The sequence below is a fragment of the Sphingomonas sp. CL5.1 genome, from assembly GCF_013344685.1.
Lineage (GTDB): Bacteria > Pseudomonadota > Alphaproteobacteria > Sphingomonadales > Sphingomonadaceae > Sphingomonas.
Genome location: NZ_CP050137.1, coordinates 2,104,417 through 2,126,099, shown reverse-complemented (window position 1 = coordinate 2,126,099; position 21,683 = coordinate 2,104,417). Strand labels below are relative to the sequence as shown.

General features: G+C 69.4%; 23 protein-coding genes. 14 read left to right on the top strand and 9 right to left on the bottom strand.

All coding sequences use genetic code 11. From position 1 onward, the window contains the following. Nucleotides 1-38: 38 nt before the first annotated feature. Together F9288_RS10250 and dapE are read left to right on the top strand one after the other, a co-directional pair. Nucleotides 39-707, top strand: coding sequence for a glutathione S-transferase family protein (locus F9288_RS10250; protein ID WP_174836574.1), 669 nt, complete (start codon nt 39-41; stop codon nt 705-707). Next, nucleotides 665-1,828 (top strand): succinyl-diaminopimelate desuccinylase, encoded by a 1,164-nt coding sequence (dapE, locus tag F9288_RS10245; protein WP_174836572.1) that lies wholly within the window; start codon nt 665-667, stop codon nt 1,826-1,828. The genes F9288_RS10250 and dapE overlap by 43 nt, the downstream gene beginning before the upstream one ends. Here the strand turns inward: dapE and F9288_RS10240 are convergent. The 4 genes from F9288_RS10240 to F9288_RS10225 all read right to left on the bottom strand — a co-directional run bounded on the left by F9288_RS10240 (nt 1,806) and on the right by F9288_RS10225 (nt 6,064). Continuing rightward, the gene (locus F9288_RS10240) at nt 1,806-3,512 is read right to left on the bottom strand and encodes a bifunctional diguanylate cyclase/phosphodiesterase (RefSeq protein ID WP_174836570.1); all 1,707 of its coding nucleotides are present in this window, start codon (nt 3,510-3,512) and stop codon (nt 1,806-1,808) included. The two genes, dapE and F9288_RS10240, sit on opposite strands and share 23 nt — an antisense overlap. Nucleotides 3,513-3,583: 71 nt before the next feature. Further along, entirely contained in the window at nt 3,584-4,153 is a 570-nt protein-coding gene (locus tag F9288_RS10235) for a Smr/MutS family protein (RefSeq protein WP_174836568.1), read from the bottom strand. Further along, nucleotides 4,128-5,408 (bottom strand): murein transglycosylase A, encoded by a 1,281-nt coding sequence (locus F9288_RS10230; RefSeq protein ID WP_174836567.1) that lies wholly within the window; start codon nt 5,406-5,408, stop codon nt 4,128-4,130. The genes F9288_RS10235 and F9288_RS10230 overlap by 26 nt, the downstream gene beginning before the upstream one ends. Before the next feature lie 11 nt (nt 5,409-5,419). Beyond that, a complete protein-coding gene (locus tag F9288_RS10225) occupies nt 5,420-6,064 on the bottom strand; it encodes a Tim44/TimA family putative adaptor protein (RefSeq protein ID WP_174836565.1) in 645 nt (214 codons plus the stop codon). A 160-nt stretch (nt 6,065-6,224) separates the two neighbouring features. Between F9288_RS10225 and secB the strand changes: the two genes are divergently transcribed. From secB to F9288_RS10205, 4 genes are all read left to right on the top strand, one after another. Further along, complete coding sequence (secB, locus tag F9288_RS10220) at nt 6,225-6,731, top strand: protein-export chaperone SecB (RefSeq protein WP_174836563.1); 507 nt, start codon at nt 6,225-6,227, stop codon at nt 6,729-6,731. A gap of 24 nt (nt 6,732-6,755) precedes the next feature. Further along, nucleotides 6,756-8,315: a murein biosynthesis integral membrane protein MurJ gene (gene murJ, locus F9288_RS10215; protein ID WP_174836562.1), complete on the top strand. Its 1,560-nt coding sequence runs from the start codon at nt 6,756-6,758 to the stop codon at nt 8,313-8,315. A 14-nt stretch (nt 8,316-8,329) separates the two neighbouring features. Next, nucleotides 8,330-9,337, top strand: coding sequence for a tryptophan--tRNA ligase (gene trpS, locus F9288_RS10210; RefSeq protein ID WP_174836560.1), 1,008 nt, complete (start codon nt 8,330-8,332; stop codon nt 9,335-9,337). Nucleotides 9,338-9,659: 322 nt separating this feature from the next. Next, nucleotides 9,660-9,956, top strand: a complete 297-nt coding sequence (locus F9288_RS10205; protein ID WP_174836559.1) for a PspC domain-containing protein — start codon at nt 9,660-9,662, stop codon at nt 9,954-9,956. Between the two features lie 19 nt (nt 9,957-9,975). Here F9288_RS10205 and dnaA read toward each other — a convergent pair whose 3' ends face one another. From dnaA to mutM, 3 genes are all read right to left on the bottom strand, one after another. After that, nucleotides 9,976-11,325: a chromosomal replication initiator protein DnaA gene (gene dnaA, locus F9288_RS10200; RefSeq protein WP_254621157.1), complete on the bottom strand. Its 1,350-nt coding sequence runs from the start codon at nt 11,323-11,325 to the stop codon at nt 9,976-9,978. 423 nt (nt 11,326-11,748) lie between these two features. Then, nucleotides 11,749-12,012 carry a 30S ribosomal protein S20 gene (gene rpsT, locus F9288_RS10195; protein WP_174836557.1) on the bottom strand — a complete coding sequence of 88 codons (264 nt, stop codon included), beginning with the start codon at nt 12,010-12,012 and terminating at the stop codon, nt 11,749-11,751. A 91-nt stretch (nt 12,013-12,103) separates the two neighbouring features. Beyond that, nucleotides 12,104-12,919: a bifunctional DNA-formamidopyrimidine glycosylase/DNA-(apurinic or apyrimidinic site) lyase gene (mutM, locus tag F9288_RS10190; protein WP_174836555.1), complete on the bottom strand. Its 816-nt coding sequence runs from the start codon at nt 12,917-12,919 to the stop codon at nt 12,104-12,106. Nucleotides 12,920-12,968: 49 nt separating this feature from the next. Between mutM and F9288_RS10185 the strand changes: the two genes are divergently transcribed. From F9288_RS10185 to F9288_RS10150, 8 genes are all read left to right on the top strand, one after another. Then, nucleotides 12,969-13,700: a class I SAM-dependent methyltransferase gene (locus F9288_RS10185; RefSeq protein ID WP_174836554.1), complete on the top strand. Its 732-nt coding sequence runs from the start codon at nt 12,969-12,971 to the stop codon at nt 13,698-13,700. After that, entirely contained in the window at nt 13,697-15,235 is a 1,539-nt protein-coding gene (ubiB, locus tag F9288_RS10180) for a 2-polyprenylphenol 6-hydroxylase (protein WP_174836552.1), read from the top strand. Before F9288_RS10185 ends, ubiB begins: the two co-directional genes overlap by 4 nt. Before the next feature lie 3 nt (nt 15,236-15,238). After that, nucleotides 15,239-16,360: a hypothetical protein gene (locus tag F9288_RS10175; protein ID WP_174836551.1), complete on the top strand. Its 1,122-nt coding sequence runs from the start codon at nt 15,239-15,241 to the stop codon at nt 16,358-16,360. Then, on the top strand, nt 16,357-17,538 hold the full coding sequence (gene coaBC / locus F9288_RS10170; protein WP_174836549.1) for a bifunctional phosphopantothenoylcysteine decarboxylase/phosphopantothenate--cysteine ligase CoaBC: 1,182 nt from the start codon (nt 16,357-16,359) through the stop codon (nt 17,536-17,538). The genes F9288_RS10175 and coaBC overlap by 4 nt, the downstream gene beginning before the upstream one ends. Before the next feature lie 49 nt (nt 17,539-17,587). Continuing rightward, complete coding sequence (gene dut, locus F9288_RS10165; protein WP_174836547.1) at nt 17,588-18,034, top strand: dUTP diphosphatase; 447 nt, start codon at nt 17,588-17,590, stop codon at nt 18,032-18,034. Continuing rightward, nucleotides 18,031-18,429 carry a hypothetical protein gene (locus F9288_RS10160; RefSeq protein ID WP_254621156.1) on the top strand — a complete coding sequence of 133 codons (399 nt, stop codon included), beginning with the start codon at nt 18,031-18,033 and terminating at the stop codon, nt 18,427-18,429. Before dut ends, F9288_RS10160 begins: the two co-directional genes overlap by 4 nt. Next, nucleotides 18,426-19,184 carry a molybdopterin-synthase adenylyltransferase MoeB gene (locus tag F9288_RS10155; RefSeq protein WP_174836545.1) on the top strand — a complete coding sequence of 253 codons (759 nt, stop codon included), beginning with the start codon at nt 18,426-18,428 and terminating at the stop codon, nt 19,182-19,184. Before F9288_RS10160 ends, F9288_RS10155 begins: the two co-directional genes overlap by 4 nt. Before the next feature lie 97 nt (nt 19,185-19,281). Next, nucleotides 19,282-19,524, top strand: a complete 243-nt coding sequence (locus tag F9288_RS10150) for a hypothetical protein (RefSeq protein WP_174836543.1) — start codon at nt 19,282-19,284, stop codon at nt 19,522-19,524. 180 nt (nt 19,525-19,704) lie between these two features. On the opposite strand, the gene F9288_RS10145 is transcribed toward F9288_RS10150, so the two are convergent. Continuing rightward, a complete protein-coding gene (locus tag F9288_RS10145; protein WP_174836541.1) occupies nt 19,705-20,703 on the bottom strand; it encodes an SDR family NAD(P)-dependent oxidoreductase in 999 nt (332 codons plus the stop codon). Continuing rightward, nucleotides 20,700-21,569: a UTP--glucose-1-phosphate uridylyltransferase GalU gene (galU, locus tag F9288_RS10140; RefSeq protein ID WP_174836539.1), complete on the bottom strand. Its 870-nt coding sequence runs from the start codon at nt 21,567-21,569 to the stop codon at nt 20,700-20,702. Before galU ends, F9288_RS10145 begins: the two co-directional genes overlap by 4 nt. Between the last annotated feature and the right edge of the window lie 114 nt (nt 21,570-21,683).

The following is a 21,683-nucleotide window of genomic DNA, read 5'->3' as shown; positions in this document are numbered from 1 at the left end:
GCCTGTCCGCGACATCACATGAAGGCGGGCAGCGGCGCATGAAGCTCATCATCGGCAACAAGGCCTATTCGTCGTGGTCGCTGCGCGGCTGGCTGGCGTGCCGCCAGTCTGGCCTGCCGTTCGAGGAGATGGTCGTCCCGCTCTACGATCAGGATTGGGACAAGCGCCGCGAGGGCGACGAATTCGCCCCCTCCTCCGGCAAGGTGCCGATCCTGTGGGACGATGACGTGGTGGTATGGGACAGCCTCGCCATCATCGAATATCTCATCGACAAGGTCGGCCGCGAGAAATTCTGGCCGGAGGACAATGCCGCACGCGCGATGGCGCGATCGATGGCGGCTGAGATGCATTCCAGCTTCGCCGCGCTGCGCCGCGAATGCGGGATGAACATCCGCCAGGTCTATCCGCCGCGCCGCCCGTCGGACGAGGTGGTCGCGGACCTAACACGCATCATGGAATTATGGGCGCAGGCGCGCGCGCGCTTCGGCGGCGACGGCGATTTCCTGTTCGGCGCATTCGGCGCGGCGGACATCATGTTCGCGCCGGTCTGCACGCGGATCGTCACCTATTCGCTGCCCGTCGCGCGTTTCGCCACCGGCTATATCGAGGCGGTGCTCAACCATCCCTTCATGCAGGACTGGATCGCCGCCGCGCAGGAAGAGGAATGGGTGATCGAGAAGTTCGAGCAGCCGGCGGGCAAGGCGTGACGCTCGATCCGCTGGCGCTCGCCGAAGCGCTGATCGCCTGCGAAAGCGTCACCCCGGCGACCGGCCGCGTATTCGACCTGGTGGAGGCGATGCTGGCGCCGCTCGGCTTCGCGGTCGACCGCTTCACCGTCGGCGAGGCGCCGGACGGCCCGGTCGAGAACATGATCGCGGTGCGCGGCACGGAAGGCCCGCATTTCGCCTTCGCCGGCCATCTCGACGTGGTACCGCCCGGCGAGGGCTGGACCTCGGGCGCGTTCGCACCGGAGGTGCGCGGCGGGCTGCTCCACGGGCGCGGCGCGGTGGACATGAAGGGCGGGATCGCCGCCTTCATCGCCGCCGTCTCCCGCGCACCCGCGCAAGGCGTTGTGAGCCTACTGCTGACCGGCGATGAGGAAGGCCCGGCGATCCACGGCACCCGCGCGATCCTCGACCGGCTGGCGGCGCGCGGGCTGAAGCCGGACATGTGCCTCGTCGGCGAACCCACGTCGGTCGACCGGCTGGGCGACATGATAAAGATCGGTCGGCGCGGCTCCGTCAACATCTGGATCGACGTGCCAGGCAGGCAGGGCCATGTCGCCTATCCGCACCTCGCCGACAATCCGATCCCCAAGCTGGTCGCCGCGCTGGCGGAGATCGACGCGATCACGCTCGATCACGGCAATGACTGGTTCCAGCCGTCGAATATCGAGGTGACCGACATCACGGTCGGCAATCCGGCGACCAATGTCATCCCGGCGCGTGCCACCGCGCGGCTGTCGATCCGCTTCAACGACGAACAGAACGGACCCGCCCTTGCGCGGCGGATCGAGGCGATCGTCCATTCCCACGCGCCGGAGGCGAAGGTGGAGGCGCGCATCTCGGGCGAGGCGTTCCTGACCGAACCGGGACCGCTCTCCGCGCTGGTTTCGGCGGCGATCCTCGCGCGGACCGGCCTCACCCCGGCGCTGTCGACGACCGGCGGCACATCGGACGCTCGCTTCATCGCGGCGATCTGCCCGGTGGTGGAATTCGGCCTGACCAACGCGACGATGCACAAGCTGGACGAGGCGGTGGCGATCGAGGATCTGGCGACGCTGACCGATATCTACGCCGACATCATCACCCGAGCGACACGCTCCTGATCTCCGGCTCGATTTCCAGTTCGAGATCTGCCAGCGCGGCGGACCAGGCAAGGAAATCCTCCTCCCCCATCGGCCGCGCGACACCATAGCCCTGGATCGCGTCACAGCCGAGGATGCGCAGCAGCTCGACCTGATCGGGTGTCTCCACGCCTTCCGCCACCGCCTCGCAGCCGAGGCCGTGGATCAGCCCGACGAGCGAGCCGGTGATGATCCGCGCCGCATGATCCTGCGCGACCGCAGCGATCAGGCCGCGATCGAGCTTGATGCGGTCGATCGGCAATTGCCGCAGCCGGGCGACGCTGGAAAGCCCGGTGCCGAAGCCGTCGATCGCGATCTTCGCGCCCTCCTCGCGCAGTTGCGCCAACGCCGCGATGGCATCGGCGCGGGCATGGGCGGCGACCGTCTCGTTGATCTCCAGTTCCAGCAGCCGCGCCGGCGCGCGCGCATCGCGCATCGCCGCGCGCAGCCGGGTGAAGAAATCGACACGATCGATCTGGCGCGCGCTGACGTTGATCGCCAGCCTTCCGGCGAAGCCGAGCGATGCCCAATGCGCGACCGTCCGCGCGATGCGCGCCAGCACCCAGTCGCCGATCTCCACCATCAGCCCGCTTTCCTCCGCGCGGCCGATGAAGGTGCCGGGCAGGCGCAGCCCATCGCGCGGATGGCGCCAGCGGAGCAGCGCCTCCGCCGCGACGACATTGCCGTCCGACAGCGAGACCTCGGGCTGGAAGACCAAAGTGAATTCGTCGCGATCGAGCGCATCGCGCAATTCGGCGTCGAGGCGCACGCGGCTGGCCATCTGCTCCGCCAGTTCGTCGCTATACAGCTCGAACCGCCCGCGCCCGTCGGACTTGGCGCAATACATCGCGGCATCGGCGCAACGCATCAGGTCGTGCAGCGTGATGCCGTGATCGGGGCGCAGCGCGATGCCGATCGAGGCGCCTATCGAAGCCTCCCCGCCCATCAGCGGGAAAGGCGCGGCAAGTGCGTCGAGTACCTGCGCGGCGATCCAGCCGGCATCGCGCGGATCGGCGAGCAACGGGAACAGCATGGTGAACTCGTCGCCCGCCAGCCGGCCGATCAGCGGAGGATAGATGTCCGCCTCCGCCACCGCGCGATCCGATACGCCGCGCAGGCGATCGGCGACCATCGCCAGCAGCATGTCGCCGCACGCATGGCCGTGCGTGTCGTTGACCGCCTTGAAGCGATCGAGGTCAATGAAGAATAGTGCCCCCATCTCGCGCGACGTTTCAGCCAACAGCCGCTCCGCGCCGGTACGGAAATTGGTGCGGTTGGCGAGTCCGGTAACCGGATCGAACAGCGCAAGCCGCTGGATGCTGTCCAGGTTGTCGGCTAGCTGAGCGAATAGCCGATCCATCGCGGTCGCCAGTTGCGGGACGGCGACGCGGATCTCGTCGGGCACGCGCGGGTCGATCTCGCCATTGGCGGCTTCGGCCAGCCGGTCCACGGCGCGGTCGATCGCCTCGGCGGTGGTGGCGACGGCGCGCTGAGTCGCGGCCCAGCACATCGTCGCGCAGACGATCGCCGGGATGAGCGCGCTGGCATAGGAGCCGGCGCCGAAATTGTCGCGGGAAGTGACGAGCAACGCGAGGAAAAAAGCGACGCCGCCCGCGCACAGCGCGAACATCACCGCCCTGTCCTTCAGCGTTTCGCCCCTTGCCATTATGGTTTCCCGATCTCCGCCCAGGCGGCGCGGGGATCGCGCCAGCACAGGTTACTGCTGGCACATAAAGGTTAATGTTTAGGTCGGGATCGGCGGAAAACCACGTAGATCGCGCCATTGCCACCGTGGCGCGGATGGGCGTTGCGCAGCGCGGCGATGTGCGGCGCATGGCGCGAGGCGGCGATCCAGTCCGCCACCGCCGCGCGGATCGCGCCGCGCGCGTGCGGCCGCTCGCTCCCGGGGCGCGGGGGCTTGCCGGTGACGAGCAGCAGCACGCGGTCGCCGCGCGCGATCGACCGCTCCAGCCCGGCGTCGAGCAGGGCATGGGCCGAGCGCAGATTGTGCCCGTGGAGGTCGAGCGTCGCGTCCGGCTGCACCGTCCCGCGCGTGATCCTGCGGTCCCAGCTGCCGTCGAGCGTGGCCGGGGCGGGAGCGGCCGGCGTGGCCGCCACGCGCGGGGACGTCGCCGGACGCGGCAACGGCGTGGCCACGCGGCGCTTGCCGGGGAGCGGCGGCGCCGGCTCAGGCTCGGGCGGCGCTTTCGCGACCGCGCGCGGCGGACGGGGATGAAGCGGGCGGACGCTGGCCTTCACCCGCGCCCACAGCGCCGCCTCCTCAGCGTCGAGACGCCGGCCGGCCACCGGCCGCCCCTCCCTGCAACCGATCCAGCGTGCCGACCGGCAGCAGCAGGAAGGCGGTGCCGCGCGCGCTCATCCCGCCGGCGATGGCGCGCGCATCATTGCCCGCCCCCCAGAAGGTGTCGAAGCGGTTCGCGCCCTTGATCGCGCCGCCGGTATCCTGCGCCACCCACAGGCCGGTCGCGTCGGCGCGGTCCATCGACAGGAACACCGGCGCGCCGAGCGGGATGAAGCGCGGATCGGCCGCCACCGTCGTCCCGCCGGCGACGGGCAGGCCGAGCGCGCCGACCGGCGGCCCGTCGAGCACGCGGAAGAACACGAAGCTCTTGTTCTCGCGCATGATCGCGCGGCCCTGATCGGGATTGGCGCGCAGCCACGCGACGATGCCCTGCATCGAAAGCTGGTTCGGCCCGAGCAGCCCGCGCTGCCGCATCAGCGCGCCGATGCCGGTATAATCGCGGCCGTTCTGCGAATCGTAGCCGATGCGCAGCACGCGCCCGTCCGGCATCCGCACCAGCCCGGAACCCTGCACCTGAAGGAAGAAGAACTCGACCGGATCGACCGCATAGCCGAGGATGCGCGCCCGGCCCTGCAACACGCCCTGCTCGATCGCGGTGCGGTCGTAATAAGGCACGAGCTTCGTTCCGTCGACACGGCCGCGGATGCTCCTGCCCTTCAGGCTGTCGGAGAACTGGCCGAGATCGACGTCGATCAGGTCGTCGGGCCGGGCATAGATCGGGGCATAGCCGTCGCGATAGCTCGGCGAGCCGGCGATTTCCGGGATGTAATAGCCGGTGGCATAGGCGCGGCCGTCGCCTACCTGCACCGCCTCGAACCAGCGCGTGAAGAACCCTTGCGCATCGCCCGGCGCGGTGGAGGCGGCGGCGGCGCAGGCGGGTTGCCAGTCCGCGCCGCTGGTCAGGCCCGAAACGTCCGCGCGCCGGACGAGCGAGGGGCAGCTCAGCCTGAACGCGGCCAGCGCCTGCGCGGCGCTATCGGGGGTGATCGGCAGCGTCGCGATATCCGGCCCGCGCGTCAGCCCGGCGCTCGCGGCGGTGCCCGCGCCGGGCGACGTGACCTGCGCCACCGGCGGCAGCGGCGTGGCGGGAGTCGGCTGGCGCACCGGAACCTCGCCCCCGCGCGACGGCGGCGACTGGCCGCCCGGACGCGGCGGCGGCGCGACGCCGCCGACGCAGGCGGACAGCAGGACAGACAGAGCGAAAGCGCCGACGAGCGCCAGTCCCCCCCGACGGATCATGCCGCGCTCCCTCAGGCTTCGTCGGTGTCGGCGAGCTTCCAGTTCGGATCGCTGCTCTTGAGCGTCCGCGCGAAGGTCCAGACGTCATGCGTCTCGACCGCGTCGCTGGTCGATCCCGCGATCACCTGCCCGTCCGCATTGCGGGTGACGGCGGCGATGTCGGCGTCGAAGCGCACGGTGATCCGCGCGTCGCGGCCGGTGAGCGACGCGCCGACGATCGTCGCGCGCTCGATCGAGACGAGGCGGTTCTCCAGCACCTCGCCCGCTTCCTTGCGGGCGGCGATCGATTCGCCGAAGGCATTGGCGACGTCCGGCTCGACCAGATCGGCCAGCGCTTTCTCGTCGCCGCGCCAGAATGCCTCGAGGATCATGCGATAGGCCGCCTGCGACCCTTCGAGGAAGCGCGGCACGTCGAAGCCCGGTTCGCCCGAGACGATCGCGCGCAGGCCGCTTTCCGCCCCGCCCTCGATCGGGCGGACGGCGGCTTCGCGCACTTCCGGCGTCACGTCGATGGTGCGCGGCAGCGCGGCGGCGGGAACGCGATCGTCAGCCGGCTTGGGCAACGGCTGCTCATGCCCGGTACGCTTGCCGAGCACCGAGTAGAGACGCAATGCCAGGAACCCGGCAACCATCGCTAGAAGGACAATATAGAACACCCGGCCTCCAATACGCTGAACGCCCAACATAAGCGTTAAGCTCCCGCGATTCAATTTTTCGCGGCGTTGAATCGGCGCAATACGCCTGCTAGGCGCGCGGAACACAATTTCCGGGCGTCGCCGACGCTCCTTAATCGCATCATTTGGGGAAAGATTCGAGATGGCCGAACAGGACAATGGCGTGACGACCGGCAACGAGCCGCTGCCCAACGGCGCCGACACGCTGCCGCAGGTCGGGCTGATCTCGCAATATGTGAAGGACCTGTCGTTCGAGAATCCGAACGCCCCGGCGATCTACCAGAGCCAGCAGGCGCCCGAGATCAACGTGCAGTTCGACATCGGCTCGCAGCAGGTGGCGGACGAGGTGCATGAGGTGACGCTGAAGGTGGAGATCCGCGCCGAGAGCGCCGGCACCGTCGCCTTCCTCGTCGAGCTCGCCTATGCCGGGCTGTTCGGGCTGCGCAACGTGCCGCTCGACGCGGTGCAGCCGTTCCTGCTCGGCGAGGGGCCGCGCCTGCTGTTCCCGTTCGCCCGCCGCGTGGTGGCCGATGCCGTGCGCGACGGCGGCTTCCCGCCGCTGCTGCTGGAGCCGATCGACTTCAACGGCCTCTACTTGCAGCAGGCCGAGGCGCGCGCGCAGGAAGCGGGCACCGTCGGCAACGCCTGACATTGCCCGCGACCGGCTGATCCCATGAACCTGACCCGTGCGCTCGGCTCGGTCGGCGGCCTTACGCTGGCGAGCCGCGTGCTCGGGCTGGTGCGCGATTCGCTGTTCGCGCGATTCGTCGGGGCGGGCTTCGCGTCCGACGCCTTCCTGATCGCCTTTCGCCTGCCGAACATGTTCCGCGCCCTGTTCGCGGAGGGCGCCTTCTCCGCCGCGTTCATCCCGATGTTCAACCACAAGGTCGCGAACCCGGACGGGCGCGGCCTCGACGACGGGGTGGGCTTCGCGCAGGACGCGCTGTCGGTGCTGCTGCCCGTGCTGATCGGCATGACCGTGCTCATGGAGGTCGCGGCGTGGCCGGTGACGTGGCTGCTCTCGGGCGGCTTCCATGACGCGACGCCGGAGCAGTTCGCCTTCGCGGTGCAGCTCGCGCGGATCACCTTCCCGTATCTGCTGCTCATCAGCCTCGTCTCGCTGCTCGGCGGCATCCTCAATTCGCTGCACCGCTTCTGGGTCGCGGCGGCGGCGCCGATCCTGCTCAACCTCACGCTGATCGTCGCGCTGCTGTTCTTCCACAAACACGAGCCGCTGTTCACCGCGCGCAACCAGGCGATCGCGGTGACGGTGTCCGGCGCGCTGCAATTGCTGTGGCTGGCATGGGCATGCCGCCGCGCGGGCGTGCGCCTGCGCATCCGCCGGCCGACGCTCAACCCGGACGTGAAGCGGCTGCTGTCGCTGATCTGGCCGGCGGCGGCGGGCGCGGGCGCGGTGCAGATCAACCTCGTCATCTCCACCGCGCTTGCCGCCAGCCTGCTCTCGGCGGGATCGGTGAGCTACATCTATTTCGCCGACCGGCTGAACCAGCTTCCGCTCGGGCTGATCGGGATCGGGCTGGGCACGGTGCTGCTCCCCACCATCTCCTCGCAGCTCGGGCGCGGCGAGGACGCGGCGGCGATGGAGACGCAGAACCGCGGCATGGAGCTGGCGCTGTTCTTCACCCTGCCCGCGACGATCGCGCTGATCGTGTGCGGCGAGCCGATCGTCGCGGCGCTGTTCCAGCACGGCAAGTTCAACCCCGGCGACACGGTGGCGACCGCGCAGTCGCTCGCCGCCTTCTCGCTCGGGCTGCCGAGCTACATCCTCGTGAAGGTGCTGACCCCCGGCTATTACGCGCGGCAGGATACGAAGACGCCGGTGCGTTTCGCGACGATCTCGATCGCGGTGAACCTCGTCCTCAACCTCGCCTTCATCCTGCCGCTCGGCCATATGGGGCCGCCGCTGGCGACCGCGCTCGCCTCCACCGTCAACGTGTGGATGCTGTGGCGCGAGCTGCGCCGCCGCGAACATTTCATGCCCGACGCGCAGCTCCGCCGCCGCGCGTGGCGGCTGGCGGCGGCGGCGCTGCTGATGGGCGCGGTGATGTATTTCGCCAACGACCTGTTCCGCCCCTACACCACCGGCCCCAGCCTCGAGCGCTGGGGCGCGATGTTCGTGCTGGTGGCATTGGGCGGGCTGGTCTACGTGGCGGCGACCTTCCTGTTCGGCGCGTTCCGGCTCGCCGATGCGCGAAGGCTGATCCGTCGATAGGATAGAAGGACATCATGCGCGTCGTTTCCGGCATCCAGCCCACCGGCAATCTCCACCTCGGCAATTATCTCGGCGCCGTGAAGCAGTGGGTGGCGATGCAGGACGAGGTGCAGGCGGCCGGCGGCGAGACGATGTATTTCATCGCCGATCTCCACGGCCTGACGCAGTGGATCGCGCCCGCCACGCTCAACGCCAACACGATCGAGATGACCGCGACGCTGGTCGCCGCCGGGATCGATCCCGAGCGCTCGATCCTGTTCAACCAGACGCGCGTGCCGGCGCACAGCGAGCTGGCGTGGCTGCTCAACAATGTCGCGCGGGTCGGCTGGCTCAACCGCATGACGCAGTTCAAGGACAAGGCGGGCAAGAACCGCGAGGGCGCGTCGGTCGGGCTGTACGATTATCCGGTGCTGATGGCGGCGGACGTGCTGCTCTACAACGCCACGCACGTCCCGGTCGGCGAGGACCAGAAGCAGCATCTGGAGCTGGCGCGCGACATCGCCGCCAAGTTCAACATGGATTACGAGCGCGAGCTGTTCACCCTGCCCGAGCCGCTGGTGAGCAAGGAAGCGCCGCGCATCATGTCGCTGCGCGACGCTTCGGCCAAGATGTCGAAATCGAACCCGTCGGAGATGTCGCTCATCAAGCTGATCGATTCGGACGAGACGATCGCCGACAAGCTCCGCAAGGCCAAGACCGATCCCGAGCCGCTGCCCGATACGTGGGAGGCGCTGGAGGGTCGGGCCGAGGCGCGCAACCTCGTCACGATCTTCGCCGCGCTCGCCGACCGCACGCCGGTGGACGTGGTGGCGGAGTTCGCCGGCAAGGGCTTCGGCCAGTTCAAGCCCGCGCTGGCCGATCTCGCGGTGGCCAGGCTCGGCCCGATCCGCGACGAGATGCAGCGCCTGCTTGCCGACCGCGCGGCGATCAACGCGATCCTCGCGCGTGGCGCCGAAAAGGCCCGCGCGCTGGCGGCGCCGACGCTGCGCGCGGCGCAGGAGACGATGGGGCTGGTGGCGTAAAGCGCGAACGGAGCGGGCCGACCCGGCCCGCTCCGCCACCCGGCCTCGTGCCGGGGTCCACGGATTTGCGGGCGCGGCATCAAGGGACCGGCCGGCGCGATCGCGGCTTGGTGGCTGGCGCAAGACCGGGCCGTCGATGTGGGAAAACGCGCGCGCGAAATTCGCCAACTATTGGCGTGCGCCACCTGCTTCCGATGCGTCCCTCCTTTGCCCTCCTTAATAAACACATTATTTTCAATAACTTATAAAACTGGCATGGCTCCTGCTTAATGCCGGATATAACGCGGAGCGCCGCTCCGCCATCCGAATGGAGCCGACCCAGATGCCCGCCACCGACGCCAACGCCGCCGCCCAGAAGCCCGAGATTTTCGGTGTCTGCCGCCGTCTCGGCGACGATTTCGGCTTCCACCCGAATATCCTGCGCGTCGCGCTCGCGGTCGGGCTGGTGTGGAGCATCGAGGGCGTCGCGGCGGCCTATCTCGCGCTGGCGGCGATCGTGGTTGTCAGCCGGCTGATCGCCCCGGAGCCGAAGCGCGCCACCGCGAGCGCCAGCGAAGCCCCCGCGGCCGCGACCGAGCAGAACAACACCCCCGCCCCCGCGCTGTCGCGGGCGGCCTGATCCCCACCTGCCCTGTGCGTCAGCTTTCGAGCTGGTGCATCAGGGCGCGGACGGCGCCGTCGATATCGTGGTCGCTGTCGCGCAATTCCTCGATCCGCCGCACCGCATGGATCACCGTCGAGTGATCGCGCCCGCCGAACTTGCGGCCGATCTCCGGCAGCGAGCGCGTGGTGAGACGCTTGGCCAGGTACATGGCGATCTGGCGCGGCCGGGCCACGGCGCGCGCGCGGCGCGCGGAGACGAGGTCGATCGGCTTCAGCTCGAAATGCGTCGACACCGCTTTCTGGATCTCGTCGATCGTCACCCGGCGCTGGCCACCGCGCAGCACGTCACCGAGCACGCCGATCGCGAAATCCAGGTCGACCGCGTCGCCGGTGAGCTGCGCATAAGCGACGACGCGGTTGAGCGCGCCTTCCAGCTCGCGGATGTTGGTGCGGATGCGCCCGGCGAGCATGTCGAGCACCTCGCGCGGCACCCGCGCGTCGGGCAGGTCCGCCAGCTTGCGATCGAGGATCGCGCGGCGCAGCTCGAGCGACGGCGCCTTGATGTCCGCGACCAGCCCGATCGCCATCCGGCCGACGATACGCGATTCGATCCCGTCGAGCGCCTGCGGGCAGCGATCGGCGGAGATCACGAGGCGCTTGCCCGCCGCCATGATCTCATTGACGGTGTGGAAGAATTCCTCCTGCGTCGAATCCTTGCCGGCGATGAATTGCAGGTCGTCGATCAGCAGCAGGTCGCAGCCGCGCAGCCGCGCCTTGAAGGCGAAGGTGTCGCGCGCGCGCAGCGCGGCGACGAAATCGAACATGAAGCGCTCGGCCGACATGAACATCACCCGCGCGTCCGGCCGGGCGGCGAGGAACTCATGCGCGATCGCGTGCATCAGATGGGTCTTGCCCTGCCCGGTGCCCGAATGGAGGAACAGCGGGCTGAAGCGCACCGGCCCCGGCGCGGCGAGCGCGCGGCCGGCGTTGAACGCCACCTTGTTCGAGGCGTCGACGACGAAGCGGTCGAAGGTGAAGCGCGGATCGAGCACCGGCCGCTCGCCCGCCGCGCGCGCCGGCGCGGCCGGAGCTACGGGCGCGGCCACGGGCGCGATCACTTCGGGCGCGGCCAGCGCCCGCGCGGTCTCGATCGCGACGGTGCGCACCTCGGGCAGCAGCGCGCGGAATTCATGCAGCAGCCGGTCGGCGTAATGGTTGCGGACCCAGTTGGTCATGAACGCCGACGGCAAGGTCAGGCGAATCGAATCGGCGTCGCCGCTCTCGACCAGCTCGATCGGCTTCAGCCATTGCTCGAACAGCCGCGCCCCGGCCGATTCGCGCAGATTCGAGCGCACGCGTGCCCAGGCACGCGCCGCTTCGCTCATCTGCTCCGAACCTCGACCGGTTGCCACCACGCACATCTCTCCCCTCGGCTGCGACACAGGCGTCGCGGCCATTTTCCTGACCGACAAAAAAAGTCCCCCGATGTGGTCCCCACCACGGTCGGAATAGAATGTATCATTGAGCGCGCGGCTGCGGCCATCGCGACAGGGCAAGGTTTAGGAACAAGCCGGTGAGTCGATCAAGAGCGGGAGCTGACACAATCCCGAAATAAACACGGTTGACTCGCGCAAATGCGTCGAAAATCGCACAATTAACTGAAATATATAGGATATTCCGAAACACTCACTACCCGGAGCATCGCGAATCGCGGGAAATCCATGACTCTTTGGTTACAGCGCCGGCAACGACAAAAAGCCCGCCGGGATGGCCGGCGGGCTTAACATCGAAGTAACCGTGATCGGCCGTCAGGCCAGCCCGGCAACCCGCTTGGTCAGGCGCGAGAACTTGCGGCTGGCGGTGTTGCGATGCAGCACGCCGCGCGCGACGCCGCGCGCCAGCTCCGGCTGCGCCTCGGCGAGGGCGGCCGCTGCGGCGGTCTTGTCGCCGGCGGCGAGCGCGGCTTCCACCCGCTTCACGAAGGTGCGGATACGGCCCACGCGGGCACCGTTGACTTCGGCCCGGCGCTGGTTGCGGCGGATGCGCTTCTTCGCTTGCGGCGTGTTCGCCATTGTCGTCCTCGAAATATGGTCGATGAAAAAAGGGCGCCGGGTATCCCCTTCGCCCTGGAAGCGCGGCCCTTAGCGCGCCGTCCCTTCCCGGTCAACCACGCTGACAGGCCGGGCACCAGAAGGTCGAGCGCCCGCCCTCGGCATAACGCTCCACCACGCCGCCGCATGCGCACGGCAGCCCCTCGCGCCCGTAGACGAGGAATTGCTTCGAGAAATAGCCAAGCTCGCCATCGGGTCGGGCATAATCGCGCAGCGTCGATCCGCCCGCCTCGATCGCGGAGAGCAGCACCGCGCGAATCGCCTCGACCAGCCGCCCGAGCTTCGCGCGCGACACGTCGCCCGCCGCGCGCTTCGGCGAGATGCGCGCGAGATGCAGCGCCTCGCAGACGTAGATGTTGCCCAGCCCCGCGACGATCCGCTGGTCGAGCAGCATCAGCTTGATCGACGCGCGGCGGCCGGCGAGCATCCGGTAGAGGTAAGCGGCGGTCAGTTCCGGCCCCAGCGGCTCCGGCCCCAGCGCCGCGAAGGCCGGGAAGCCCGCCAGCGCGTCGCTGCGCCACAGGTCGACCGAGCCGAATCGGCGCGGATCGTTGAGCGCGACGCGCCGCCCCGCCCCCGTCTCGATCAGCAGATGATCGTGCGGCAGCAGTTCCCCCGGATCGATCCGCCAGCGCCCGGACATGCCGAGATGGAAGATCATCGTGTCGCCGCGATCGGTCGCGACCAGCCCGTATTTCGCCCGCCGCCCGAGCGACGTGACGCGCGCGCCGGTCATCCGCTGGCGCAGGTCCTCGGGGAACGGCCGCCGCAGGTCCGCACGGCGCGTCTCGATCGCGGCGATCGACGCGCCCTCCAGCACCGGGGCGAGGCCGCGGACGGTGGTTTCTACTTCGGGAAGCTCGGGCATCTGCAACCCCACTAGCCCGAAGGCACCGCCCCCGCTAGGGCTGCACGCCATGAGCGAAACCGTCTCCTTCGGCTATGAGGAAGTGACGCCAGAGGAAAAGACCGCCCGCGTCGGCGGGGTCTTTGCCAGCGTCGCCAGCCGCTACGACCTGATGAACGACGCCATGTCGGGCGGGATGCACCGGCTGTGGAAGGACCGCTTCGTCCGCCGCGTGAAGCCGCGCGCGGGCGAGCAGATCCTCGACATGGCCGGCGGCACCGGCGACATCGCCTTCCGCCTCCAGCGCGACGGCGCGAGCGTGACGGTGGCGGACATCAATCCGGCGATGCTGGAAGTGGGCATGAAGCGCGCGCAGGAACGCGGCATCGACGGCCTCGTCTGGACCGAGGCGAACGCCGAGACGCTGGCCTTCCCCGACCGCTTCTTCGACGCCTATACGATCGCCTTCGGCATCCGCAACGTCACCGACATCCCGGCGGCGCTGCGCGAGGCGCACCGCGTGCTGCGGCGCGGCGGGCGATTCTTCTGCCTTGAATTCTCGACCACGCAATGGCCGGGATTCAAGGAAATCTACGACAATTACTCGCATCATCTGGTGCCGCGCATCGGCCAGCTTCTGGCGGATGACCGCGACAGCTACCGCTATCTCGTCGAATCGATCCGCCGCTTCCCGGACATGCCGACGTTCGAGCGGATGATCCGCGACGCCGGGTTCGTCCAGACGAAGGTCGAGCCGCTGCTCGGCGGGCTGGTGGCGATCCATAGCGGCTGGAAGATTTGACCTCCCCGATCGTCCATAGCTGGCGGCTCCTGAAATGGGGTCGCATCCTCGCGCGGCACGGGGCGCTGCGCGGGATCGAGCGCGACCCGAACACGCCGCCGCGCCTGCGCCGCCTGCTGCGCATCGCGCGGTTCGGCGCGCGCACGCCGGACGTGCCGCGCTACGCCGATGCGTTCCAGGCGATCGGTCCGGCGGCGATCAAGCTCGGCCAGACGCTCGCGACCCGGCCCGATCTGGTCGGCGAGGCGGCGGCGGCGGACCTGCTGCGGCTTCAGGACGCGCTGCCGCCGGTGCCGTTCGCGGAAATCCGCCCGCAGCTTCAGGCGAGCTTCGGCCGTCCGCTCGACCATCTGTTCGCGCGGATCGACGAGGTGCCGGTCGGCGCCGCCTCGATCGCGCAGGTGCATCGCGCGGTGACGACCGACGGACGCGAGGTGGCGGTCAAGGTGCTGCGGCCCGGCGTGGAGGAGGAATTCGCCCGCGCGATCGAGACCTATGAATGGGCGGCCGCGCAGGCCGAGCCGATGGGCGGCGAGATCGCCCGGCTCCAGCCGCGCCTCGTCATCGAGACGTTCAAGCGCTGGACGGCGCGCGAGCTTGACCTGCGGCGCGAGGCGGCCTCCGCCTCCGAGTTGGCCGAGGGGATGACGGCGGAGCCGGGCTATATCGTCCCGAAGGTCGACTGGCAGCGCACCACCGGCAAGGTGCTGACGATCGAGTGGATCGACGGCATCAAGCTCTCCGACCGCGCCGCGCTGGTCGCGCAGGGCTATGACCTGCCGGCGCTGGCCCGCACATTGGTCCACGCCTTCCTGCGGCAGGCGATCGCGGAGGGCTTCTTCCACGCGGACATGCACCAGGGGAATCTGTTCGCCGTCCCCGGCAACCGCATCGTGGCGATCGACTTCGGCATCATGGGCCGGATCGACCGCCGCGCGCGGATATGGCTGGCGGAAATCCTCTACGGCCTCATCACCGGCAATTACCGCCGCGTCGCGGAAATCCATTTCGAGGCCGGCTACGTCCCGCCGCATCACAATGTCGCCGAGTTCGCCACCGCCCTGCGCGCGGTGGGCGAGCCGATGCGCGGGCTGCCGGTGAAGGAGATGTCGATCGGCATGATGCTCGACGGCCTGTTCTCGATCACCCGCGACTTCGACATGGCGACGCAGCCGCACCTGCTGCTGCTGCAAAAGACGATGGTGATGGTGGAGGGCGTGGCGACCAGCCTCGATCCCGACATCAACATGTGGGACACCGCCGGCCCGGTGGTGGAGGAATGGATCAGGACCGAGCTCGGCCCGGAAGCGGCGGTGGCCGACCGGCTGATCGCCGATTTCCGCACCCTCGCCCGTCTGCCGGAACTCGTGCGCCGCATCGAGGAGCGTTTTCCCGCCCCCGGCGGCGCGCCCCCCGCCCCGCCGCTGCGCCAGATCGAGGTGGTGCGGATCGGCGGCGGCTGGCGCTATGCGGCGGTGGCGCTGGTCGCCGCGCTGGCCGGCGCCGGGGCGGCGCTGGCCGCACTCTGGCTCTAGATCATGGCGGCGGCGGGAATCCGGCTGGCGGCACCGACCCGGTTCGCCGGGCTGTCGAACCGCGCCGCGCGGATCGTGCTGGCGCTCGCAGCGCTCCTGCTGCTGCTCGCCTGCTATAGCGTGATCGATGCGCCGGGGCCTAGGCTGGCGTCGGATGCCGCCGGCGAATCCGGCGCGGCGGGCGGCATGACCGACCGGATGCTCTACGAGAATATCGTCTCCGACATCCGCTACGGCGACAATTATTATACCGCGACCGCGACCGAGTTGCGGCGCGGCCATTATCCGCTGCGCCCGTTCATCACCTTCCGCCTGCCGGCGCTGGCGGTGATACAGGCTTGGCTGCCGCAATGGCTCTCTCCGCTCCTGCTCTACGCGCTGGTCGCGGCGGTGGTGCTGGCGTGGATGGTGCGATTGCGCACGGTCTTCACCGGCCCGCTTCCCACCGCGATGGCGCTGCTGCTGCTGGCGGGCGGGCTGGTCGCCTGTGTGCAGCCGATGCTGCTGGTTTTCCACGAGATATGGGCGGGCCTGCTCATCGCGCTCAGCCTCGCCATATGGCGGCCGGGACGCTGGATCGAATCGGTTTCGATCGGGCTGGCGGCCACGCTGATCCGCGAGACGGCGGGGCTGTATCTGGGGCTGATGTTCCTGCTCGCGCTGGTCGAGGGTGACCGGCGCGAGGCGCTGGGCTGGTTCATCGCCGCGACGGTGCTGGCGGTGGTCGTCGCCTTCCACGCCCATGCGGTCGCGATGGTGGTCCGTCCGCTCGACACGCCCTCGCCCGGCTGGATGGGGATGCTGGGCTACGGTTTCTTCGTGAAGTCGCTCGCGTCGGCCACCGTGCTCGTCGCCGTGCCGGGCGCGATCGCCGCGCTGCTGGTGACGATGGGCCTCTACGGCTGGGCCTCCTGGCGCGATCCGACCGCGCTGCGCGTGCTCGTCACGCTCACCGGCTATGCCACGCTGATCGGCATCTTCTGCCGGGCGGACACTTTCTATTGGGTGATGCTGCCCGCCCCGCTGATGCTCGTCGGGCTGGTGTTCGTGCCTTGCGGGCTGCGCGACCTGATCGCCGCCGCCCTCGACACGCGGCGCATCACCGTGACAAGGGTATTGCGATGAAGCGCATCCTGTTGATCGTCGGCGGCGGCATCGCGGCCTACAAGGCGTGCGAGCTGGTGCGCCTGCTACGCAAGGCGGGGCACGAGGTGCGCTGCGTGCTGACCGAGGGCGGCAGCCATTTCGTCATGCCGATGACGCTCGCCGCGCTGTCCGAGGACAAGGTCTACACCACCCTCTGGGATCTCAAGGACGAGGCGGAGATGGGGCATATCCAGCTCAGCCGCGAGGCCGATCTCGTCGTCGTCGCGCCGGCTACCGCCGACCTGCTCGCGCGGATGGCGGGGGGAATCGCGGACGATCTCGCCACCACCCTGCTGCTCGCCACCGACAAGCCGGTGCTGGCCGCGCCGGCGATGAACGTGCGCATGTGGCGGCACGCCGCCACCCGCCGCAACATCGATCAGCTCCGCGCCGACGGCGTGACGGTGATGACGCCGGACGAGGGCGCGATGGCCTGCGGCGAATACGGCCCCGGCCGCCTGCCCGAGCCGGCCGCGATCGTCGCGGCGATCGAGGCGCTGCTTACGCCGCATGTCACGCCGCTCGCCGGCCGGCATGTGCTGGTCACCGCCGGCCCGACGCATGAGCCGATCGACCCGGTGCGCTACATCGCCAACCGCAGCTCGGGGAAGCAGGGTTTCGCGATCGCCGGGGCGCTGGCCCGGCTCGGCGCGCGGGTGACGCTCGTCGCCGGCCCGGTCGCGCTGCCGACGCCGCACGGCGTCGAGCGGATCGATGTCGAGACGGCGCGCGAGATGGCGGCGGCGGTCGAGCATTCGCTGCCGGCCGATGCGGCGGTGATGGTCGCGGCGGTCGCCGACTGGCGCGCGGAGGACGCCGCCGCGCAGAAGATCAAGAAGGCTGGCGGCGGCACCCCGACGCTGCGCCTCGCCGAAAATCCCGATATCCTCGCCACGCTGGCGCACGGCACGCGCCGCCCGCGCCTCGTCATCGGGTTCGCGGCGGAGACCGAGAAAGTGCTCGACCATGCAGCCGCCAAGCGCGCGCGCAAGGGCGCCGACTGGATCGTCGCCAACGACGTGTCCGGCGACGTGATGGGCGGCGACGCCAACACCATCCATATCGTCACCGTCGACGGGGTGGAGGATTGGGAGCGGCTGCCCAAGGAAGCGGTGGCGGCGCGGCTGGCCGAGCGGATCGCCGAGGCGCTGGCCTGAAGACATTCAGGAGATGGCGACCGGCCCGCGTTCGACTATATGAGCGCCGATGAGCAACTCGATCCCGATCCAGGTGAAACGCCTGCCGCATGGCGACGGCCTCCCCCTCCCCGGCTATGCCACCGCGGGCGCGGCGGGGATGGACGTGGTGGCGGCGGAGGACGTGACGCTCGCGCCCGGCGCGCGCCACGCGGTCGCGACCGGCTTCGCCATCGCCATTCCCGAAGGCTATGAGGTGCAGGTGCGCCCGCGCTCCGGGCTGGCGCTCAACCATGGCGTGACCTGCCTCAACACCCCCGGCACGATCGACAGCGACTATCGCGGCGAGGTGAAGGTGATCCTCGCCAATCTCGGCGACGCGCCATTCGAGGTGACGCGCGGCCAGCGCATCGCCCAGCTCGTCCCCGCCCCGGTGCTGCGCGCGGCGCTGGTCGAGGTGGCGGCGCTGGACGACACCGCGCGCGGCGCGGGCGGCTTCGGATCGACCGGGCGGTGATCGCGCTCGCCGCCCTGCTGCTGGCGCAGACGGCGCCCGCGGATGCGCCCGCCCCCGATCCGCCGGCGGAGTGGAGCAAGCTCGCCGATCTGCCGCTGATCCGGCGCGAGGTGATGCAGCAGCCCGAACTGTCGCGCTTCGTGCATGACGAGGTGGCGGCCGGGCGCTGCTCCGCCGCGCAGCGCGGCGCGGACGGCTTCACGCTGGCGGTCGACCTCGCGGTACTGGTCGAGCGCTCCGGCGAAGTACGACGCATCGTGCCGCGCGCGATCGGCTGCCCGACGGTCGAGCAATATGCCGCCGGCCTCGTCTCGCGCATGACGCGCGCCAACCTCGCCCCGGCGGCCGGCGGCGCCTGGTATCGCATCACCGTCGCCTTCGCATGGAAGGAGTGACGCTCGGCCCCGATGAGCTGGCGCGCTACGCCCGGCACCTCGTCCTGCGCGAAATCGGCGGGGTGGGGCAATTGCGGCTGAAGCGTGCGTCTGTCGCCATGGTCGGCGCGGGCGGGATCGGCTCGCCCGCGATCCAGTATCTCGCCGCCGCCGGCGTCGGGCGGCTGGTCCTGATCGACGACGATCGCGTGGAGGCGTCGAACCTCCAGCGGCAGACGATCTTCCGCACGGCCGACATCGGCGCGGCGAAGGCCGCCGCCGCCGCCGAAGCCGCCACGGCGATCAACCCGCATGTCGTGATCGAGCAGCGCGCCACGCGGCTGGGCGAGGGCAATGCCGCCGAACTGCTTGGCGGCGCCGACGTGGTGATCGACGGCAGCGACAGCTTCGCCACGCGCCTCGCCGTCGCCGACGCGGCCCTTGCCGCGCGCATTCCGCTCGTTTCGGCGGCGGTGGGACAGTTCGAGGGGCAACTCGCCGTCTATCGCGGCTGGGAGGCGGGCAAGCCCTGCTATCGCTGCCTGGTCGGCAACGCCCCGTCGCGCGACGGCGGCTCCTGCGCAGATGACGGCGTGCTCGGGCCGATGGTGGGCATGATCGGCAGCCTCGCCGCGCTGGAGGCGATTCGTTCCATTACCCCGTTCGGCGACGATCCGGCGGGACAATTGCTGATCGCCGACATGCTCTACTTTCGCGTCCGCACGATTCGACTTGAGAAGGACCCGGCCTGTCGTTGCAGAATTACAACTGCATGACCCAAGTGGTGGAACTTTCTTAACGAACCGGCTTTAGAGGCTTGCAATGCCCGGGGGTTGATGCAAATAGGCCAACGGACCGGAAAGGGAGTTTAACATGCGTCTTGCCAAGTACATTGCTGCCGCTGCTGCTGCGTCGCTCGCGGTTGCGCCGGCGATTGCCGCCCCCGCCAACCCGGCCGCGAGCCTCTCGGTTGGCCAGTCGCGCGCCGCGACTCCGTCCGCTTCGAAGGACAAGCTCGCTGGCGGCGGCGTTCTCATTGCCGTTCTCGCTGCGGCCGCTGTCATCGCCGGCATCGTCGTGATCGCCGACTCGGACAGCAAGTCCAGCAGCAACTGAGTTCCCCGAGAATTCGGAAGAAATAGCGGTCTTCGGGCCGCTATTTTTTTGTCCGCGATTCGCGGGGACGGCGGGGTGAAACGCCGGGGCCGGCTTCGTGGTGATCGCCGCTATCGCCTCCGTTCCGGATCGATTCGCCAGCGAATCGAAATGCCGCCGCGTTTGGCGCGGGCGCGCGCCTCAAATCCCGTGATGCGCGCGATACCAGTCGACGAAGCGCCCGACGCCTTGCTCGATCGACGTCGCCGGGCTGAAATCCAGGTCGCGCGTGGAGACGGCGATATCGGCATAGGTGGCCGAAACGTCGCCCGGCTGCATCGGGAGCATCTCGCGCACCGCCTCGCGCCCGCACGCCGCCTCGATCGCCGCGATCAGGTGCGACAGTTCCTCCGCGCGGCTGTTGCCGAGATTGTAGCGGGCGTGTGGCGTGATGCTGCCACCCGGCTTCTCCGCCCCGTCGTCGGCGGGCGGCCGGTCGAGCGCCGCGAGGACGCCGGCGACGATATCGTCGATATAGGTGAAGTCGCGCCGCATCGCGCCGTTGTTGAACACCTTGATCGGCCGCCCCTCCAGGATCGCCGAGGTGAACAGCCACACCGCCATGTCCGGCCGCCCCCACGGGCCATAGACGGTGAAGAAGCGCAGCCCGGTCTGGGGGATGCGGAACAGGTGCGCGTAGCTTTCGCTCAGCATCTCGTCCGACCGCTTGGTCGCGGCATAGAGCGACACCGGCCGATCGACGCGATCCTCCACGCTGAACGGCAGCTTCGCATTGCCGCCATAGACCGACGAGGACGAGGCATAGACGAGATGCCGCGCGCCCAGCCCCCGCGCCAGTTCCAGCACATTGACATGCCCGGCCAGATTGGAGCGGACATAAGCGCGCGGATTCTCCAGCGAGTAACGCACCCCCGCCTGCGCCGCGAGATGGACGATGCGGTCGACGCCGCGCCCCGCCACCGCCGCGTCGAGGGCATGTTCGTCGGCGATATCGGCCTCGACGAACTCCACCGCCCCGCCGAACCGGGCGGCCAGATCGGCCAGCCGCGCGCGCTTCAGCGCCGGATCGTAATAATCGTTGAGATTGTCGATCCCGACCACCCGCTCGCCCCGCCCGGCCAGCGCCGCCGCGACGGCGTGGCCGATGAACCCGGCGACGCCGGTGACGAGGATCGTCATGCGATGAGTTGCCGCGCGAAATCGCGGACGGCGGGGCCGATATCCTCCCGCGCCAGCGCCAGCGCGAGATTGGCGCGGATATAGCCGGCCTTGTCGCCGCAATCGTAGCGCTGCCCGTCGAACATCACGCCATTGAACGGCTGCCTGCCGATCAGTTGCGCCATCGCATCGGTAAGCTGGATTTCGCCGCCGGCGCCCCGCACCGGATTGTCGAGGATCCGCATCACCTCGGGCTGGAGGATGTAGCGGCCGGGGATCATCAGGTTGGAGGGCGCGGTGCCGAGCGCCGGCTTCTCGACCAGCGCCGCCACCTCGACCACGCGGCCGTCGACCGCGCCGGGGGAGATGATGCCGTATTTGTCGGTCTGCTCCGCCGCGATTTCCAGCGCGCCGATCACATTGCCGCCGGTGCGCTGATAGACCTCGCACATCTGCGCGAGCAGCCCCGGCGTGCCGACCATCAACTCGTCGGGCAGCAGCACCGCGAACGGCTCGTCGCCGACGATCTCGCGCGCGCACCACACCGCATGGCCCAGCCCGAGCGGCTCCTGCTGCCGCACATAGACCGGCGAGCCTGGCTTCTGCCGGATGCCCTCGATCGCCGCGAGGCTCTTGCCGCGATCCTTGAGCGTCGCCTCCAGTTCATAGGAGATGTCGAAATGGTCCTCGAGCGCCGACTTGCCGCGCCCGGTGACGAAGATGATCTGCTCGATCCCGGCCTCGATCGCCTCCTCCACCGCATATTGGATCAGCGGCTTGTCGACGACGGTGAGCATCTCCTTCGGCATCGCCTTGGTGGCGGGAAGGAAGCGGGTACCCAGCCCGGCGACGGGGAAAACGGCCTTGCGAAGCGGCTTGATCGACATGCACTCGTCCCTGTTGCGACGTTCCGCGCCTTATCCGGCGACGCGCGGCGCGACAATTCGCTTCCTTGGCCCGAAACGGTTAGCGCGTCGTTAAGTCACGACGAATAGAGCGGG

Coding starts and splice junctions, on each gene's coding strand:
- trpS (WP_174836560.1), top strand. CDS start 8,330: ATGCGCGTCGTTTCCGGCATCCAGCCCACCGGCAATCTCCACCTCGGC.
- dnaA (WP_254621157.1), bottom strand. CDS start 11,325: ATGAGCGAAGCGGCGCGTGCCTGGGCACGCGTGCGCTCGAATCTGCGC.
- dapE (WP_174836572.1), top strand. CDS start 665: ATGGGTGATCGAGAAGTTCGAGCAGCCGGCGGGCAAGGCGTGACGCTC.
- F9288_RS10175 (WP_174836551.1), top strand. CDS start 15,239: ATGGCGGCGGCGGGAATCCGGCTGGCGGCACCGACCCGGTTCGCCGGG.
- secB (WP_174836563.1), top strand. CDS start 6,225: ATGGCCGAACAGGACAATGGCGTGACGACCGGCAACGAGCCGCTGCCC.
- F9288_RS10150 (WP_174836543.1), top strand. CDS start 19,282: ATGCGTCTTGCCAAGTACATTGCTGCCGCTGCTGCTGCGTCGCTCGCG.
- murJ (WP_174836562.1), top strand. CDS start 6,756: ATGAACCTGACCCGTGCGCTCGGCTCGGTCGGCGGCCTTACGCTGGCG.
- rpsT (WP_174836557.1), bottom strand. CDS start 12,012: ATGGCGAACACGCCGCAAGCGAAGAAGCGCATCCGCCGCAACCAGCGC.
- F9288_RS10230 (WP_174836567.1), bottom strand. CDS start 5,408: ATGATCCGTCGGGGGGGACTGGCGCTCGTCGGCGCTTTCGCTCTGTCT.
- mutM (WP_174836555.1), bottom strand. CDS start 12,919: ATGCCCGAGCTTCCCGAAGTAGAAACCACCGTCCGCGGCCTCGCCCCG.
- F9288_RS10240 (WP_174836570.1), bottom strand. CDS start 3,512: ATGGCAAGGGGCGAAACGCTGAAGGACAGGGCGGTGATGTTCGCGCTG.
- coaBC (WP_174836549.1), top strand. CDS start 16,357: ATGAAGCGCATCCTGTTGATCGTCGGCGGCGGCATCGCGGCCTACAAG.
- F9288_RS10205 (WP_174836559.1), top strand. CDS start 9,660: ATGCCCGCCACCGACGCCAACGCCGCCGCCCAGAAGCCCGAGATTTTC.
- F9288_RS10185 (WP_174836554.1), top strand. CDS start 12,969: ATGAGCGAAACCGTCTCCTTCGGCTATGAGGAAGTGACGCCAGAGGAA.
- F9288_RS10250 (WP_174836574.1), top strand. CDS start 39: ATGAAGCTCATCATCGGCAACAAGGCCTATTCGTCGTGGTCGCTGCGC.
- dut (WP_174836547.1), top strand. CDS start 17,588: ATGAGCAACTCGATCCCGATCCAGGTGAAACGCCTGCCGCATGGCGAC.
- F9288_RS10145 (WP_174836541.1), bottom strand. CDS start 20,703: ATGACGATCCTCGTCACCGGCGTCGCCGGGTTCATCGGCCACGCCGTC.
- galU (WP_174836539.1), bottom strand. CDS start 21,569: ATGTCGATCAAGCCGCTTCGCAAGGCCGTTTTCCCCGTCGCCGGGCTG.